Origin of the sequence: Vallitalea pronyensis (assembly GCF_018141445.1) — a bacterium.
GTDB lineage: Bacteria > Bacillota > Clostridia > Lachnospirales > Vallitaleaceae > Vallitalea > Vallitalea pronyensis.
The window spans coordinates 2,735,359-2,752,368 of record NZ_CP058649.1 but is presented as its reverse complement, the minus strand read 5'-3'; the positions used below and the strand labels follow the sequence as shown (position 1 = coordinate 2,752,368).

At 36.0% G+C, this 17,010-nt stretch carries 13 protein-coding genes; 6 read left to right on the top strand and 7 right to left on the bottom strand.

Features of this window, described 5'->3' with window-relative positions; genetic code table 11:
- Window positions 1-180: 180 nt before the first annotated feature.
- Together thrC and HZI73_RS11350 are read right to left on the bottom strand one after the other, a co-directional pair.
- A complete protein-coding gene (gene thrC, locus HZI73_RS11355) occupies window positions 181-1,671 on the bottom strand; it encodes a threonine synthase (RefSeq protein WP_212698343.1) in 1,491 nt (496 codons plus the stop codon).
- Between the two features lie 344 nt (window positions 1,672-2,015).
- Window positions 2,016-2,819, bottom strand: a complete 804-nt coding sequence (locus tag HZI73_RS11350) for a cell wall hydrolase (RefSeq protein ID WP_212698342.1) — start codon at window positions 2,817-2,819, stop codon at window positions 2,016-2,018.
- Between the two features lie 604 nt (window positions 2,820-3,423).
- On the opposite strand from HZI73_RS11350, the gene HZI73_RS11345 reads away from it, so the two are divergent.
- The 3 genes from HZI73_RS11345 (at window position 3,424) to HZI73_RS11335 (ending at window position 7,567) form a co-directional block, all read left to right on the top strand.
- Window positions 3,424-4,224: a hypothetical protein gene (locus HZI73_RS11345; protein WP_212698341.1), complete on the top strand. Its 801-nt coding sequence runs from the start codon at window positions 3,424-3,426 to the stop codon at window positions 4,222-4,224.
- Between the two features lie 126 nt (window positions 4,225-4,350).
- Complete coding sequence (locus HZI73_RS11340; protein ID WP_212698340.1) at window positions 4,351-6,270, top strand: peptidase U32 family protein; 1,920 nt, start codon at window positions 4,351-4,353, stop codon at window positions 6,268-6,270.
- Window positions 6,271-6,283: 13 nt separating this feature from the next.
- Window positions 6,284-7,567 (top strand): aspartate aminotransferase family protein, encoded by a 1,284-nt coding sequence (locus tag HZI73_RS11335; RefSeq protein ID WP_212698339.1) that lies wholly within the window; start codon window positions 6,284-6,286, stop codon window positions 7,565-7,567.
- A 322-nt stretch (window positions 7,568-7,889) separates the two neighbouring features.
- On the opposite strand, the gene HZI73_RS11330 is transcribed toward HZI73_RS11335, so the two are convergent.
- Window positions 7,890-8,849 (bottom strand): D-2-hydroxyacid dehydrogenase, encoded by a 960-nt coding sequence (locus HZI73_RS11330; RefSeq protein WP_212698338.1) that lies wholly within the window; start codon window positions 8,847-8,849, stop codon window positions 7,890-7,892.
- Window positions 8,850-9,048: 199 nt separating this feature from the next.
- Here HZI73_RS11330 and HZI73_RS11325 point away from each other — a divergent pair, with 199 nt between their 5' ends.
- Together HZI73_RS11325 and HZI73_RS11320 are read left to right on the top strand one after the other, a co-directional pair.
- Window positions 9,049-9,396 carry a PadR family transcriptional regulator gene (locus HZI73_RS11325; RefSeq protein WP_212698337.1) on the top strand — a complete coding sequence of 116 codons (348 nt, stop codon included), beginning with the start codon at window positions 9,049-9,051 and terminating at the stop codon, window positions 9,394-9,396.
- The gene (locus tag HZI73_RS11320; protein WP_212698336.1) at window positions 9,380-10,750 is read left to right on the top strand and encodes a permease prefix domain 1-containing protein; all 1,371 of its coding nucleotides are present in this window, start codon (window positions 9,380-9,382) and stop codon (window positions 10,748-10,750) included. The genes HZI73_RS11325 and HZI73_RS11320 overlap by 17 nt, the downstream gene beginning before the upstream one ends.
- A gap of 111 nt (window positions 10,751-10,861) precedes the next feature.
- Here HZI73_RS11320 and HZI73_RS11315 read toward each other — a convergent pair whose 3' ends face one another.
- Complete coding sequence (locus HZI73_RS11315; RefSeq protein ID WP_212698335.1) at window positions 10,862-11,356, bottom strand: MarR family winged helix-turn-helix transcriptional regulator; 495 nt, start codon at window positions 11,354-11,356, stop codon at window positions 10,862-10,864.
- Window positions 11,357-11,531: 175 nt separating this feature from the next.
- Here HZI73_RS11315 and HZI73_RS11310 point away from each other — a divergent pair, with 175 nt between their 5' ends.
- On the top strand, window positions 11,532-13,163 hold the full coding sequence (locus tag HZI73_RS11310) for a glycoside hydrolase family 13 protein (RefSeq protein ID WP_212698334.1): 1,632 nt from the start codon (window positions 11,532-11,534) through the stop codon (window positions 13,161-13,163).
- 174 nt (window positions 13,164-13,337) lie between these two features.
- On the opposite strand, the gene HZI73_RS11305 is transcribed toward HZI73_RS11310, so the two are convergent.
- The 3 genes from HZI73_RS11305 to HZI73_RS11295 all read right to left on the bottom strand — a co-directional run bounded on the left by HZI73_RS11305 (window position 13,338) and on the right by HZI73_RS11295 (window position 16,933).
- Entirely contained in the window at window positions 13,338-14,390 is a 1,053-nt protein-coding gene (locus tag HZI73_RS11305) for a Gfo/Idh/MocA family protein (RefSeq protein ID WP_212698333.1), read from the bottom strand.
- 117 nt (window positions 14,391-14,507) lie between these two features.
- Window positions 14,508-16,559 (bottom strand): M56 family metallopeptidase, encoded by a 2,052-nt coding sequence (locus HZI73_RS11300; protein ID WP_212698332.1) that lies wholly within the window; start codon window positions 16,557-16,559, stop codon window positions 14,508-14,510.
- Window positions 16,559-16,933: a BlaI/MecI/CopY family transcriptional regulator gene (locus HZI73_RS11295; protein WP_212698331.1), complete on the bottom strand. Its 375-nt coding sequence runs from the start codon at window positions 16,931-16,933 to the stop codon at window positions 16,559-16,561. The genes HZI73_RS11300 and HZI73_RS11295 overlap by 1 nt, the downstream gene beginning before the upstream one ends.
- Window positions 16,934-17,010: the final 77 nt, after the last annotated feature.

Below are 17,010 nucleotides of genomic sequence, written 5' to 3'. Positions count from 1 at the left end.
CACAAGTTTCGTAATCGTCCTTACTATTATTCTATAGTTTACCCATTTTCTTATTCCAAATTACCGGTTTTTCTATTCAACCCATGTTATGTAGAAAGTTGATTTGCCTACAAAATGGCAGAACAAAAAGAACCCTGAGTGGGTTCTCTTCATACGTTCATCCTATTTTTAAAATTCCTCTTAGTTTAAGCCCAATATGTCCTTCACTGTCTCTTGCATCTTATTTTTGTCACATATACGTGTATGCCTTACTTCTGCATCCAGTATCTCCTGAATAGCTTTAGGTATCGGTACCCCAGTTAATTCATGCATCTTATGAATCAGGTCAAAATCAGTTTCTTGATCATGACGTTTATCAATGGCCTTCATAACGCTACGGGTGAATTTATAAGGACTTGCCGTTGATACAATAACTGTCTTATGAGAGTCCTTTGTCTCAGTCTTATACTTTTTATAAACAGCATGGCCCACAGCTGTATGCGAGTCCATGAGATAATGGGTTGTATGAAAGACGTCTTTAATCGCATCATAGGTCTCATCCATGGATGCATATTCACCATAGAAGTCATCAAGCCCAGACCGCATAGCATCTGAAATGATATATTCACCTTCTTGGCTTAGAGCTGTCATCAGTTCACGAATCTTCTGATGGTCACCATCTGCTAAGTTATAGAGTAAGCGTTCCAAATTACTGGATATGAGAATATCCATGGATGGGGAAATGGTTAAAATAAAATCCCGTTTCTTATTATAAACACCTGTCTGCATAAAATCATACAACACTTTATTATCATTTGAAGCGCAGATAAGTTGATGAATGGGCAGTCCCATATTTTTGGCGTAATAAGCTGCTAAAATATTCCCAAAATTACCTGTAGGTACAACCATATTGATGGTCTCGCCCTTTGTAATATCGCCATGCTTTAACATGTTGCAATAGGCATAGAAATAATAGACCACTTGTGGAATCAATCGTCCTATGTTAATGGAATTAGCTGAAGAAAACTGATAACCTTGGCGATTCATGGTTTCTGCTAATGCTTCATTGCTAAATATTTCTTTTACACCATTCTGGGCATCATCAAAATTCCCTTCAATCCCTACCACATAGGTGTTGTCCCCTTTTTGTGTTACCATCTGGTGCTTCTGTATAGGGCTTACACCGTCTTTTGGATAGAATACAATAATCTTGATACCCTCTACATCTGCAAAGCCTGCTAAAGCTGCTTTACCCGTATCGCCTGACGTAGCCGTTAAAATAACAATGTCATTATCGATCTGTTGTTTTTTAGCTGATACTTTCATTAAATAAGGCAAGATGGATAATGCCATATCCTTAAAGGCTATGGTTGCCCCATGAAATAGTTCTAAATAATAAGCATCCCCTTTTTTGACTAAGGGTGCAATAGCATCTGTGTCAAATTTCTTATCATAAGCATGTTCGATGCAATATGTTAACTCATCTTTTGTAAAATCAGTAAAAAATAAAGACATCACTTCATAGGCCAGTTCTTTATATGTAAGACCAGAAAGGTCTTCTAATGACTTATTCATCTTAGGAATCTTATGTGGTACAAATAAACCTCCATCACATGCCAAACCTTTGATGATAGCCATGGAAGCAGGAACATTGCTCTCGCCACCTCGTGTACTTCGATACATCAATCCCATACGCTTTCATTCCTTTTATGATTTTTTCAAGATTATATCACACTATTCGCTTTAGCACAATAGTGAATAGAACATTTTTGTATCTCACCATAAGCCATATGTATCCAATACAAAGACATTTTATTTCGATATTCTACTGAAATATGATGCGTAGTAGACCATTTTTATTTTCACAATGTGGTTGAATAGGATAATCATGAGATTATTACTCAGGTGAGATGGTATTGCATGCATAGTTTCTACATGATCAATCCACCCTATAAAGACATTTGTTCTTTATAAAAAAATTGAAAAAAAGCAATCACCCTTCGTCAGAGCGATTGCTTCATTATATCATCTATATGTTATTTAAAAAATTCATGAGCACCATGTTGTGTTACCTTCGTCAAGTTATTGTCAAACCAGCTCACTGCTTTTGATGATGCAAGTGACCTCGCCATAAAATACAAAGCACCTTTTGAGTAATCCTCACCATTGAAAGCTTGTTCTAAAGCTTTCTTGGTACTATTTGTTACACTAAGTTTGTAGTAACGTCCATCACTAATAGGTGAAAATTGGACTCTACCTTTAATCCTTTGATGTATTACATCGTAGATATTATTCGGAAACTTAGAACTCTTAACTCGGTTCATTACAACATTAACGATCAAAATTTTACCTTTAATATCTTCATCTGTTGCTTCAGCCTCAACGATTCGTGTTAATGCTTCATAATCTTTAGCTGAAAGGCTTACTAATTTACTTGCTTGTTCCTCTGCTTTAAAACTAGCTGTATGCATTACCCGTTCATCGCTCTCTTCTTCTGGCGCTTTCATAGGTGTTAATGCTTCTGCCTTTATCCCATTAGTTGCTTGCTGATTAGCTTCTGCCTTGTATGCTTTATACCGACTAATTTCTAGCTCCAATTCAGCAATGCCATCCTCTTCTTCCACGGACTTGCTATCAGAAACAGCTGTTTCTTCTTCTACATTTCTACCTAAAGCCGCTACCGCATTTGCTTCTGTACCTGCAAATCCGTTAACACCCATATACACGATTGCTAATACCATGCAGCCTGTTACAATAATCAAACCACTTGTATAAGCTTTCTTGGATATATGCTTTAGAGATAAAAATAAGTCCTTTAGAAGATTCTTTACTTTAAACATAATTTATCTCCTTTTTAATTGTATCAATTCCACTTATCATTTGTGTGTGCTCTTTCTACCTGTGAAACTGATTTTATTAACAAGCTGTTAATCTTTGCGTAACATTTTCTTAACGATTGCTTGTCATAGCGATTATAGTAAAACTTACAGAACGTGTCAACTAATTCCATATTATTTTGGTAGTATTTACTTTGTTTCAAAATATTCAATTATTTGTTTTGTGTTTTTTTGCTTTAAATAGAGCATAAAGTTTTTTATTTTTGTACACTATTGTTGTCATAACCTTATTTTTGTCTAAATCAACTAAATTCAATTTTGTAAACTATTATATGTATAATTTTGGTATATTTATTATTTTTTACTATTTTTCTTCATCCATTAGACCTAAGGTCATCAGTTTGTTCATCCGATATATAGGATGATAACCATTATAATAACCAGTTGACACATGCTATGTCTCATTTCGCGTGATCAAGACCTTAGCATTTATAGTATGACCCATTCTTATTCGTCTTATACATCAAACCTCAATTTTTTTTATTTAGGGGTAGCAGCTTAATCTATCCATTACGCTGAAGCGTAATATGTAGAAAGGAATTTACATATGACTTTATTAAAAGGTGTCTATCAAGCAACTAAAAAAAATGGGACAATTTATTATCGTGCATCCATCACCTATAAATCTAAACATATAAGCTTAGGCAGTTATGATACGGAAACTGTGGCACATGATGCTTATCAAGAAGCTTATGACTTACTTAATGGTTCCATGCCAATCCCTTCGTATGGACTTGATTCTTTACTGTCTTTTGAAAAATGGGTGATTCTCATTAACTATCGGGATAACGGTCACTATATTAAAAATCCTATCTACCTTCATAAATATTATTTTTCCTACTATCTCAATCAAACAACGGAGCTAATTTTTGACGTGGACGACCTCTTTTATTATTCGCATCATAAGATTTTTAGAAAAAACGGGTACTTATTTGTAAATGATTATGGCATGCAAGTCAATATTCTATCCCGATATGGTATAAAAAACTTTGCCGTAAAGGGTAAAGATTATTACTTTAAAGACGGTGACGCCTCCAATTTTCGTTATCACAATATCCATGTGGTTAACCCCTATTATGGTGTTGAAAAAATTGAAAAAAATGCCCGCCCAGCCTATATCGCTAAAATTAATCTAAGAGGCTACTATAAAATAGGTACCTATACATCCGATACAGAAGCTGCTATCGCTTATAATAAAGCAGTGGATTTTGTATTAAATCATGGTATAACGACAAAAAACTTTACAAAGAATTATTTGACTGAATTGAATACAGCCCAGTATCTAGCTCTATATCAAAACATTTCTATCTCTCCACATATACTTTCATTGAAGAAAAATGTGATTTAATAAAATGAACAAATGATAAATGCCATTGCATTTCATACTGCGTCTTGTTAAGATAGATGAAAGGGCGCTTTTTTTTGCGTTCATTTTTATCATGATAAAACGTAGCTCTAAAACGAGGTGAATAACATGAGTAGACATATCAACCATCAAACAATTGAACTGCTGGCACCTGCTGGTACATTTGACATATTTGAAGGTATTATTGAAGCCAACTGTGACGCTGTCTATTTTGGCGGACAAGTACTGAATATGCGTATGATTCGTAAAGGGTATAATTTTTCTAATGATGACATAAAAAAAGCCATAGCCATTGCCCATAACCTTGGTAAAAAAGTATACATTACCGTTAACAATTTATTGAGTCACACCGATCTTCAGGTGGCAAAAGACTACTTATTGTTTCTAAATGATGTACAACCAGATGGGTTAATTATACAAGACTTAGCTGTCTTACAGTTGACAAAAGAACTTTCATTGACACTTCCATTACATGCTTCTGTTATGATGAATGTCCATAACTTAGCCATGATTGAAACATTAAAAAATCAGGGCATATCCCGTGTTGTTTTATCCCGTGAAATGTCACTGGATCAGATCAAATATTTGAAAACCCAAACAGACATGGAAATAGAATACTTTACACACGGAGACATGTGTATAACCCACGGCTCTCAATGCCATTATAGCGGCATGCTGTTCGGTATGAGCAGTAATCGAGGCCGCTGCCTTAAGCCTTGTCGTTGGGACTACCTTATTAAAAAAAATAATCAGCACTATCAAACGAAGTTCCCACTAGCTGTAAAAGACATGTGCATGTATCCCTATCTGCCAGAAATGATTGATGCAGGTATTGATTCTTTTAAAATAGAAGGCCGTATGCGTCAAAAAGCATTCATTGTGGATTTAATTAACCTCTATGGTGATGCCATTGACCGTTATATAAATGACCCTACTGGTTACGACCGAAGGAAAGATTTTAAAAAAATTGTAGATACCCGTAAAAGAGATTTATCCACCAACTACGCTTTTGGCAAACCTGGTCTTGCTAATATCAATCAACGTTATGAAGGAACAGGTAAATTCTATAGCACGGGTAAAGTCTTCAGTGCACCAACTGAAGAACCTGAAATAACCGACGATCTTGTGGATGCCATTGCCCACAAAATTAATGGCTATTTGGCTAACCATACCATCCAGGCTCCCACTAAACACATTAGTGTCAAAGTAGGTAACATGGAACAAGGGATGATGGCCATAGAAAAAGGTGTGAACACCATCTATCTTTCCGGAGATATCTACCGACCTCATCAACCTTTTACAAAAGCCGACGTCCAATATCTCACCAAACATAAAGGAAACAGTCGTATCATTCTTGGTCTACCTAAAATGATGAGTGACTTGGATATGCTCAACTACAAAAACCTATTGGATGTATGTGCTAAAGATTTGGATGGTGTATTAGTCACACACTTAGGAAGCCTATCTGCATGCTCAAACTACGGCATACCCCTGATTGGTGATTATTCGCTGAATATCTATAACCATAAGGCAGCTACTTACTATAAGGGACTTGGGTTAGCTCAATATACTCTATCCATTGAATCCAACTTATCGGATATACTTCATACGTCAACACATAGCATCCTACCCTCCGAGATCATTGTTCATGGACAGCCTTGTGTCATGTATATGGAGCATGATCTGTTTGCTAATACCAAACCTTCAACGGATAATGGAGATGAAGACACTTATTATATAGAAGATACTGTCTTACACCTGGTGACACCTGCAGGTGAATATCCTGTCTATAAGGACCAATATGAACGTTGCCACATGCTCCCAAGCAAAGAAATATCCCTTTACCCCATTTTACCCTCTCTAGAGCCACTAAATATCATAAGTTATCGTATTGAGGGTATGAGCTACACCACAAAACAACTGGCATACCTCATTGATGTTTATCAACAAGCACTGCACCATGAAACCATTAACCACCTTCAACATTTTTCCGAAGGTCATACATTGGGCGCTCTCAGCCATTTTTAAGGAGGTTATAACCATGTTTAAAAACTATATAGGACCCGAAGCTATTATAAACAAGAAAAAAGAACACCTCTACCCATGTACCAATCACTTTTATAAAAACCCTCCCCAACTTGTAAGAGGTGAAATGCAGTACCTCTATGACCAAAAAGGCAACCAATATCTGGATTTCTTTGCAGGTGTATCCGTGGTTAACTGCGGTCACTGTAACCCTATTATATTAGAAGCAACCATTACCCAGCTTAAACAATTACAACATACAACCACCATCTATCTCAGCCAACCCATGGTTGAATTAGCAGAAAAATTAGCCTCTGTCTTACCAGGCAATATAAAACATTCATTTTTCTGTACCTCAGGATCAGAAGCTAATGAAGGCGCATTGCTTCTAGCCAGACTCTATACAGGTCGACAATCATTTATTGCACTGGAAGGCTCTCTCCATGGTCGTACCCATCTAACCGCAAGCGGTACAGGTATTGACATGTGGCGTACCGACCCTTATATGGATGACAGCTTTCACTTCATCCCCAATATAGCTGCCTTTGACGAACCACCAGAAAAAGCTGCCAAACTTTCTATTAAAGCCCTTAAAAAATTACTCAAAGAAAAAGGCAAAGACATAGCAGCTATGATCATCGAACCCATTCAAGGCAATGGTGGCATCATCACACCCCCCCTTAACTATTTCCAAGACATCCAAAAACTCCTTCATAAATACGGCATTCTATTGATTGTGGACGAAGTACAAACTGGATTTGCCAGAACAGGTAAAATGTTTGCCATCGAACATTATCAAGTTATCCCCGATATCATCACCATGGCAAAAGCACTGGGCAACGGCATACCCATCTCAGCCTTCTGCACCAATCCTACCATTGCCAACGCTTTTAATAAACCATCTGCCTCCACCCTAGGCGGTAATCAAGTAGCCTGCGAAACAGCCCTCGCCGTCCTAAAATACATCGACGAGAATCACCTATGCCAACGTACCCAAGAATTAGGCACAACCTTACACCAAGGTCTCCTAAAACTCAAAGACAAATACCCCATCCTAAAAGAAGTTCGAGGCATCGGTCTTATGTTAGGCGCTGAACTCATAAAAAAAGACGGTACCCCCGCCACCAATGAAACTGACACCATCCTCGAAACCTTAAAAGATAACGGCATCATCCTAGGCAAAAACGGTATCCACCGCAACGTCCTAGCCTTTCAACCCCCACTCATCATCACCCAACGCGACATCAAAAACCTACTAAATCAACTAGACTCAGCCCTCAAACAAGTTTCATTCAATTAAACAAAAGCTCACCCCCTAAACATATACACCACCACCCAAACAAACCAATCTACACCCAAACGTGGCACTAACTCCAAAGTATATGGTCTATTAAAAGGATGACTTTTGTGGCTTGTTGCACGCTCTTCGCAACAAACACAACGAGAATCCGTTAATAGACCATATACTTCACCCCACCATCCGTTGTCCACTAACTCTTTTTCTTTTATTTTCGTATATATTATGAAGCAAAAATTTCAAATCAAAACTTCTTCCATCCACATACTTTTCTACACAAAAAAAGCCTAGCATCACCAAAACAACACTAAGCTCCTTCTCCTATTTACTTCATCACCTGATTACGAGGCTTACCTACCTTATAAGAAGCAATATTCTCCTTCACCTCATCCACCACACGTTTCCTAGCCTCCACACTAGCCCATGCAATATGCGGTGTAATCAATAACTTCGTGCTATCCTGAATACCTAACAATGGATTATCCTCATTAATAGGCTCATATTCCAACACATCTAGTCCTGCTCCAGCAATCTGATTCTGATTCAATGCCTTACACAAATCATCCTCTACAACAATTCTACCTCGACCTAGATTCAATAATACAGCTGTTGCCTTCATTTTCTCAAAAGCCTCATCATTAATTAACCCATCCGTATCTTCATTTAACGGCGCATGAATGGAGATAATATCTGACGTCATCAATAATGTATCAAAATCCACCTGTTCATAAGCTTGTTGATTATTCTTACCTGAAGTAGAATAATAAATCACTTTACAACCAAATGCCTCAGCGATGGTGGCTACTTTTCTACCAATATTACCAAGTCCAATGATCCCCCATGTCTTTCCCACTAACTCATGAAACTTACGATCAAAATGAGTAAATATCTCATCCCCTACGTATGTCCCAGACTTAACATAGTTATCATAATAAGCCAGCTTTTCATACAGGTAAAACAATAGTGCAAACGTATGCTGTGCTACACTATCCGTTGAATAACCCACCACATTTGAAACAACAATACCTCTACTGTTGGTATAGACCTTGTCCACATTATTGGTACCTGTTGCCGTTAAGCAAATGAGTTCAATATGTTTAGCGTGCTGTAAATTACTCTCGTTTAATACAACCTTATTGGTGATAATCACATGTGCATCTTTGATTCTCTCTACCACAACCTCAGGGGCAGTAAAGCCAAATACTTCCACATCTCCCAACGTATCAAATACACCCAAATCTAAATCATCACCAAGGGTATTGGCATCTAAAATAACAATCTTCATATGTTCTCCTTCCTAACTGTACTTGATGATATGTTGACCATCTACTATAAACCCATCATTTGTACACTTATTCTTACCCTATTATCATAACGTTTATCTTTCTTTTAAGCAATACAATAATACGTAAAAAATTAGATTGACATATATAGATTATCTATATATAATATATGTAGATAATCTATATATAAGGAGTGATTATATGAATATTGATAAGAGCCTGCGAACTGGAAGTACTGGTATGCTTATTTTAAAATTATTATCCATAGAAGATATGTATGGTTACCAGATTATTGAAGAATTAGAACGACGTTCAGAGAATGTTTTTTCCCTTAAAGCAGGCACACTATACCCACTACTTCATACGCTAGAACAAAAAGAGATCATTGTCTCTTATGAAAAAACCTCGGACATTGGTCGCAGCAGGAAATATTATCATCTAACTGAAATCGGCAAAACTTTTTTTGAAGAAAGAAAGGCCACGTGGCACACTTACATGACATCTGTGAATAAAGTTTTAGGAGGCTATAACCATGACCCCATCACCTAATATTGCAATATTTCTTGATGCTGTCTGTCGTGAGATTAAGTACAAGAAAATACATAACCCTATTAAAAGAGAATTATCAGAACATATTACGGATCAAACAGAGGCTTATTTGGTAAAGGGTATTTCTCAAGAAGAAGCTACTTATAAAGCCATACAAGATATGGGTGACCCTATTCTCATAGGGCAATCACTGAACAAAACCCATCGACCGCGTGTGAATTGGACAATTATCATACTGATTTCTGCGATTATTCTATTAAACTCTTGCTTTTTTTATTTTAGGCTTTTTAACAATACCTTTGTATGGAATGGTCATTCGCTTTTTATGCACTATATCTTCTATGTACCTATAGGTTTACTTATATTTTTATTTTTTTACTTTCTAGACTATACGCTAATATGTCGTCATATTGTTTTATGTTATACACTTTACATTATTGGGATGATTTGTTTCATACTCTTTTCACCAGTAAAAAATGGTGGATATTTGATGGCAATCCATCCAGCCCTATTTTTTATTCCGCTGTTTGCCACCATTATTTATCGATTGCGTTACTATAATTATAAAGGTATTATTGTGTCTCTTATACTTTTTCTACCAGGTATTTTGGTGATTTATGAGACATCTTTTTACTATCCAGTCTATATCGTTACTTGCTCATGTATGTTTCTTCTTTTATTCAGCATTAAAAAAGACTACATACATGTTAATAGCATTGTAAAAAAGAGCTTAAAATATATAACCCTCCTGATACTCATCTATATTGGTTATAGAATTTATTCAAAAGCAGTCATATTCTCCCATGCAGACCAACAAGGCTTAGGTTACCTATACCATATTATTAGAGAAACCATAACAAATGCTAAACCATTTGGTTCGGTATCTTCAATAAGTTACTTAGATACTACCAGCAATGCTCTGGTAAATTGTTTACCAGGTTGTTATTCAAGTCATTTTCTTCTATTTTTTTTAGGTAAATTAGGGTACATCCCAACTCTGTTTATTATGGCTGTGTTATTGATTTTTATCTATGAATTATATAAGATGATGTGTAAACTACAAAAGGGTTATGGTTATTTACTTTCAGCAAGTTGCTTACTAATTGTCATCATTCAGATATTAACATCTATACTGAGCAATATAGGCGTCATTTTTTCGTTTCGTAGTGTTGTCCCTTTTTTATCTTACGATGCTACAAGTTTCGTTGTTAACATGGCTTTACTTGGCTTATCCCTTTCCATTTATAGAAGAAGCCACTTAATGCCTGAAAGAAACATTCAATCTTTTGATGAACGCATAACTTATAAAGACGGTAAATTGACAATCCATATAAAAAAACATATCGTACAATAAATGTTAACTTGTTAAATCTACATACATGTTTGGATTACTCCAACAACAACATTAGGCCATTCAGCAAACCAAGTACTGTCATATAATGGTTAATATGTGATAATATTTCTTTTATTTGACAGTTCTTTCTTTATCCTTCATCTTGTCATTATAATCCCTCATTAGCCTACGTATCTTACATAGAACTTTACCCGTCTGCCTAAGGGTTTCCTGTGGAATTTCTTCCATGATTTTATCGAGCATACGTCCTCTCTCAACCATAAAATGTTGATTTACCTGATAGCCTTCTTCTGTCAGGTATATTTCTTTTCGCTTATGGTCCACATCTACTTTTTTTACAAATCCTCGTTTATATAGCTCATTGACATAACGAATGGTATTCTTCATATCAAGATGATAGATGGCAGCAATTTCTGCTTGTGTCTTTCCTTCGTATCGATAGATTTTACCTAACATACTTTGTAATGAATTAGGAAGGTTACCAAATCGATCAATATGTTCTGCTAAATGATACATTTGCTGATTAATCATACCTGCCTCATCGATGATATCGTATAGTAATGTATGTAATGGATTGTTATGATCATGCTCTCGTTTATAACCCATATTATGATTCCCTCCTTCACTATCCTAAGATAATTTTGACCCCGTATAGGTGTAACGAACACCCTTGATAGCACCTTCATCAATTTGTATACTTAATATAAATGGTATGCGTCCATTATACAACAACTAAAATAAAAACTTCAATAGAAGCCGTATAGAAAAGGAGCGATGATAAATGGAAAAGAAATGGTGGCACCAATCGGTTGTTTATCAAGTATACCCACGTAGTTTCTGTGATAGTAACGGTGACGGTATCGGCGATATCCAAGGCATCATAAGTAAGCTGGACTATTTACACAAATTAGGCATTGACGTTATTTGGTTATCTCCCGTATATGATTCTCCTATGGATGATAACGGATACGATATATCCAATTATCAGGACATTGCTAAGGAATTTGGTACACTTAAGGATATGGAGCAACTCATACAAGAAGCAAAAGCACGGGATATTAAGATTATCATGGACTTAGTGGTGAATCATACTTCCGATGAACATGCTTGGTTTATTGAGGCAAAAAAAAACAAGGATAATCCTTATCGGGATTATTATATCTGGCGAAAACCTTCTGCAGATGGGAAGCCCCCTAATGATTTACAATCCATATTTAGTGGTTCAGCATGGGAATTGGATGAAACAACAAATGAGTACTATCTTCACCTTTTCTCAAAGAAACAACCTGATCTAAACTGGGAAAATGATCAAGTGGTAAAAGAGATATTTGATATGATGAATTGGTGGTTAGATAAAGGCATTGGTGGTTTTAGAATGGATGTCATTGACCTGATTGGAAAAGAAATTGACAAAGGTATCATTGACAATGGTCCTCACCTTCACCCATTACTCCAATCCATGAACAAGGCTACCTTTGGCCACCGTGATGTTCTCACTGTAGGTGAAACATGGGGAGCTACTGTGGATATTGCCAAGCTCTATTCCAATCCTGCCAGAGATGAAGTATCCATGATCTTTCAATTTGAACATGTTACCATGAGTTGGGATGAAGAACATGGTAAATGGCGTCCAAAACCGTTTGACCTTATTAAGCTAAAAGAAATCTTTCATAAATGGCAGACAGGTCTAGGTAAACAAGGTTGGAACTCATTATTCTGGAACAATCATGACTTACCAAGAGCCGTATCCAAATACGGTGATGATAAGCACTACCGTGTTGAATCTGCTAAGATGTTAGCCACAACATTACATATGATGCGTGGAACACCTTATATTTTCCAAGGTGAAGAAATCGGTATGACTAATGTATCCTTTGAATCCATTGATTCTTACCGAGACATTGAAACGCTGAATTTCTACCGGGATAAACTTGCTGAAGGGTTCACCCATGAAGAAATGATGGATGGGTTATGGGCAAATAGCCGTGATAATGCTCGGACACCTATGCATTGGCACACAAGTGAATACGCTGGTTTTACAACAGGTACACCTTGGATTGATGTGAATCCCAACTATTCTGATATTAATGTTGAAGCGGCTTTAGCTGATGAAAACTCTGTGTTCTACCACTATCAAAAACTTATACAGCTGCGAAAAGAACTGCCTGTTGTGGTTTATGGCGATTTTGAATTATTAGTACCAAAGGATCAGCAAATTTTTGCTTATACACGTACACTTGATGGTCATAAGCTATTAATCGTTAGTAATTTCTCTGCAGAAAAAGCTACATTTCATTATAAAGAAGCTGTTAATAGCTGCAAGACATTATTATCTAATTATGGTAATACTTATGATTTGCAACAAGCACTTACGTTAGCACCTTATGAGTCTGCAATTATTCAAATTGGATAATGACATAGGCACTTTCCCAAAGATATGTGTTATGTAACAACGTTTTAATCTTATATTTGCAAAAGGCTAGGTTAATGGTATCATCATTAGCCTAGCCCTTTATAGAAACATATTAACTTATCATCTAAAACAAATTCTCTTATTGAATAAGACTACATGGAATAGTTTTTGTAACTATTTATGGTCTGTGATAAAGGTTTCACTATCATCAATGGTCACTACCCGCTTATCCTTAGCGGATTCTAATAAAGCGAAGATAAGCTTTGTATCACCAAACTCCACTAATGGCGTCACTTTAATTTTTTGATTATTCACCATGGCTTCGTAAAAGTTAGCAAATTCATTATAATACCCACGGGAAGGGATATACGTTAACATTTCATGACGTCCATCATTATAAAACACATTCACTACACTACACGAAGTATCTTCTAAGTATATCATTCCCTCTGTTCCAAATATCCTTAATCCTAGGGATGGCTTTTGAGCCTCGTGACCTTTTGAGCAGTAGACATAGTATCCAACAACCCCTGATTTAAACATCAAGTTACAGTTAATGTTAATAAAAGGTGCATACTCATGTCCAATAGGATTGCCAAAAGCTGCAACATGGGACATATCACCAAATATATAGCGTAATTCCGCAATATCATGGACACCGGCATCCAGTATCATGCCACCTTGAAAGTCCGGGTGTTGCCGCCATTCTTTTGCTGCAAAGGAATCACCTGTCATACACTCTTCAAAGTTAAAAATATTATTTTTCATGAAGTATAACACATCACCAATTTTTTTCTCTTCAATAAGTTTCTTGATCATGATGTTTTCTTCATTATATCTGAAATTCTCACCAATCATGATTTTGACTTTACGCTCTTTTTGCAGCTTAACAAAGTCAATGGCTTCTTCCATGTTTGGTGCTAGAGGTTTTTCGCAGATTAAGTTTTTACCTGCGTTCACCACATCTCTTGATATCTTATAATTCATACTAATGGGTACCACAACATTTACCGCATCTATATCTTTTCGTTTTAACATCTCATGGTAATCCACATACGTATGCTCATGACTTAATCCAATTTTATCTGCTGCCTCCCATAATTTATCCTGGTGGAGATTAGCCATAGCAACGATTTCGTATTTATCACCTAGTTCTTGTATGGCAGGTAAGTGTAATCTGTCCCATGCCATACCTGTACCAATAACTGCTAATCTTACTCTTTTCATCCTAATGCCTCTTTTCTTTACACAGTCCTCACAAATGACTCTTTTATCTATATTCTTGCATTTTTTTAGGATGACTATACAATAATTGCAAATAAAAATAGGCATTCAACTCATTTTTTATTCCTTAAATTCCAATAAAATCTTTCCTCTATTATCTTTCACATAACGGATATTGAGATGTTTGTTACCTTCAACATACGCCTTTACATTATCCATCATTAATTGCTGCTGTTCATCAATATAATCTTGTGTATCTATCATTTCCTTAGCAATATCATCATGAGGGGCAGTAAATTCCTTAATAGATGGGCTATAATAACTACCGTCTTTTGCTAAGATATAATCCTCTAATGTATAGGTGCCATCAGCATTTAGTTTATAGATCATTGCTGTTGGAATATTCCATCCACCATTCTCCATTAGAACATCCTCTTCTAAGCTATATGTAACACCATATATTGTAGCAAATATCTTAAGCTGCCCATCCACTTCAAAACTACCAAATATTTTTGGAGCAATGATACAGATATCCTTTTCGTTATGCCATTTAATATTGGCTAGAGCTGCTTGATAAGTGAGTCTCTCTATCTTATCGTTTGTCTGTTTTTCAAAAGGTGGAAGTACAGTATTTGGCTTATTAATAATGTTTCTTGAGTCAAAATCATATTCCATGATCTTACCCTCATTTATTACACTTGACCCCATAGCGGTAATGGACTTAATGGAACCTATACGTCCAGTGGGTACAATATAGAGTTCTTTACCTTTCTCATGGATTGTATAATCTCCCAACTCACCATGAATATGCATTGTGTCATAAGATAATACCACTGCATCATCATGGCATCGGATGATGGCGTAAGGGTAGTCTCCTGATGCTGTACCACCATTTTTTGAAAAAGGATACTTACTACCATGTTCACCATAACCATTTAACCAACGGGATGTTATTTTTCCATTTTTATACTTATAGACTTCATAATATTTGAACCAGTCATCGCCTTCCCAATAGATAATGGCAAGTAATCCATCATATAGCTTTTCCATTATTTTTGGTTCGCCAAGTGGTGTTTTCTCTTCTTCTATAAAAGCTATCATATCTTCATCTAAAACTTCAACCAGTTCATTACCGCTGTTCATGGTATCTTCATTTTTTTGTGAATATCCAATCATACTGTATATGATAAAGACCACTAACACCATAAGACTTAATACCATTAATCCATGTCGATGCTTTTTCGGTTCTAAAAGAACTTTGAGTCTTGACATCATGGTTTTTTTCCCTTCTTTAAAATGGGTGGATAGCATGATATCACGATTTATATGAAGCTTCATAACTGCTATAATTGTTTCTACATAGGCTTGTGCATAGCCCCTATTATGTCTCTGGACCACACGCGCATCACAGCATTTTTCAATATCTGTAGACGCCATTTTACACATCAAATGTATACATGGATTAAACCAATGGAGACTTTTTGCAATAAGCAACAGCATCTTATAGGGTATATCATGGCTTTTATAGTGTGTCAGTTCATGTTCAATCACATGCTTTAATTGATCATGGGTTAAGGGAACAGTTGGTAATAGAATAACAGGTCTCCATAATCCCATTAGCATCGGGGAATTGACCTTGGAACACATTTTGATTTGTACCATAGAACGCAGATTCAATTCGGATTGAATCTGATTGAACATCTTTATAATCTTGACATCTTGAACAGGATGTTGCCATCTTTCAATGACTCTTTTATACCAATAATAGGATAAGATATGCCATAATAAAAATAAACATGTGCCTAATGCCCATATAACCAAAGCCAGTTCAATAAAAGTCAATGATGCGTACTGTTTCTCTTGTGGTGGTGAAATAGCCTTTTGTAACGCTGATGTGTTTTCCTGACCTGTGTTTAATTTGGGTACTATGCTTTGTTGTTGAGTGGGTGTCACCACTGATTGCTCCATAGATGATAAATTAATGGTTATGGGTGTATTTGGTAAAGCAATATTAAGAGGTACAATCAACATAATGGATAACACAAGCCATAACCAATACCGCCATTTATTTGAATATATTTTCTGTAAAAACGGTGTGATGCAAGTGACCAGTAAAATGACCAATGAAACAATGAATGATGTCTTGATAAGACTAAACAAGAATTCTTCCATTATTGCTCACCATCCTTTTTACTTAACACAAAGGATTCTATTTCCTTAATGTCCTCTTCTGATAAGCCCTTATCTCCAAATAGTGATGTCACAAGACTGCCAAAAGAATTCTTATGGAGTTTTTCAAAAAAACTTTGACTTTCCTGTATTTTATAGTCATCTTCCTTCACTAAACACCCGTATTTCCTAGGTCTTCCTTTGGTAACTGGTTTAATAAAATTTTTTTCAATCAGTCGCGATAATAACTTATTTAATGTGGCTATATGCCATTTCTTTTCGTCAAGATGATGTAAAATATCCTTAGCTGTCATGGGTTGATCCCCATGCCATATCACTAACATAACACTTAACTCTGCATCTGGTAACCTTTTCATTATTTACTCCCTCCAATAAGACAAATGTAAAACTAAGTTAATTTTACATTTGTCTTATTCATATGTCAAGGATTTTT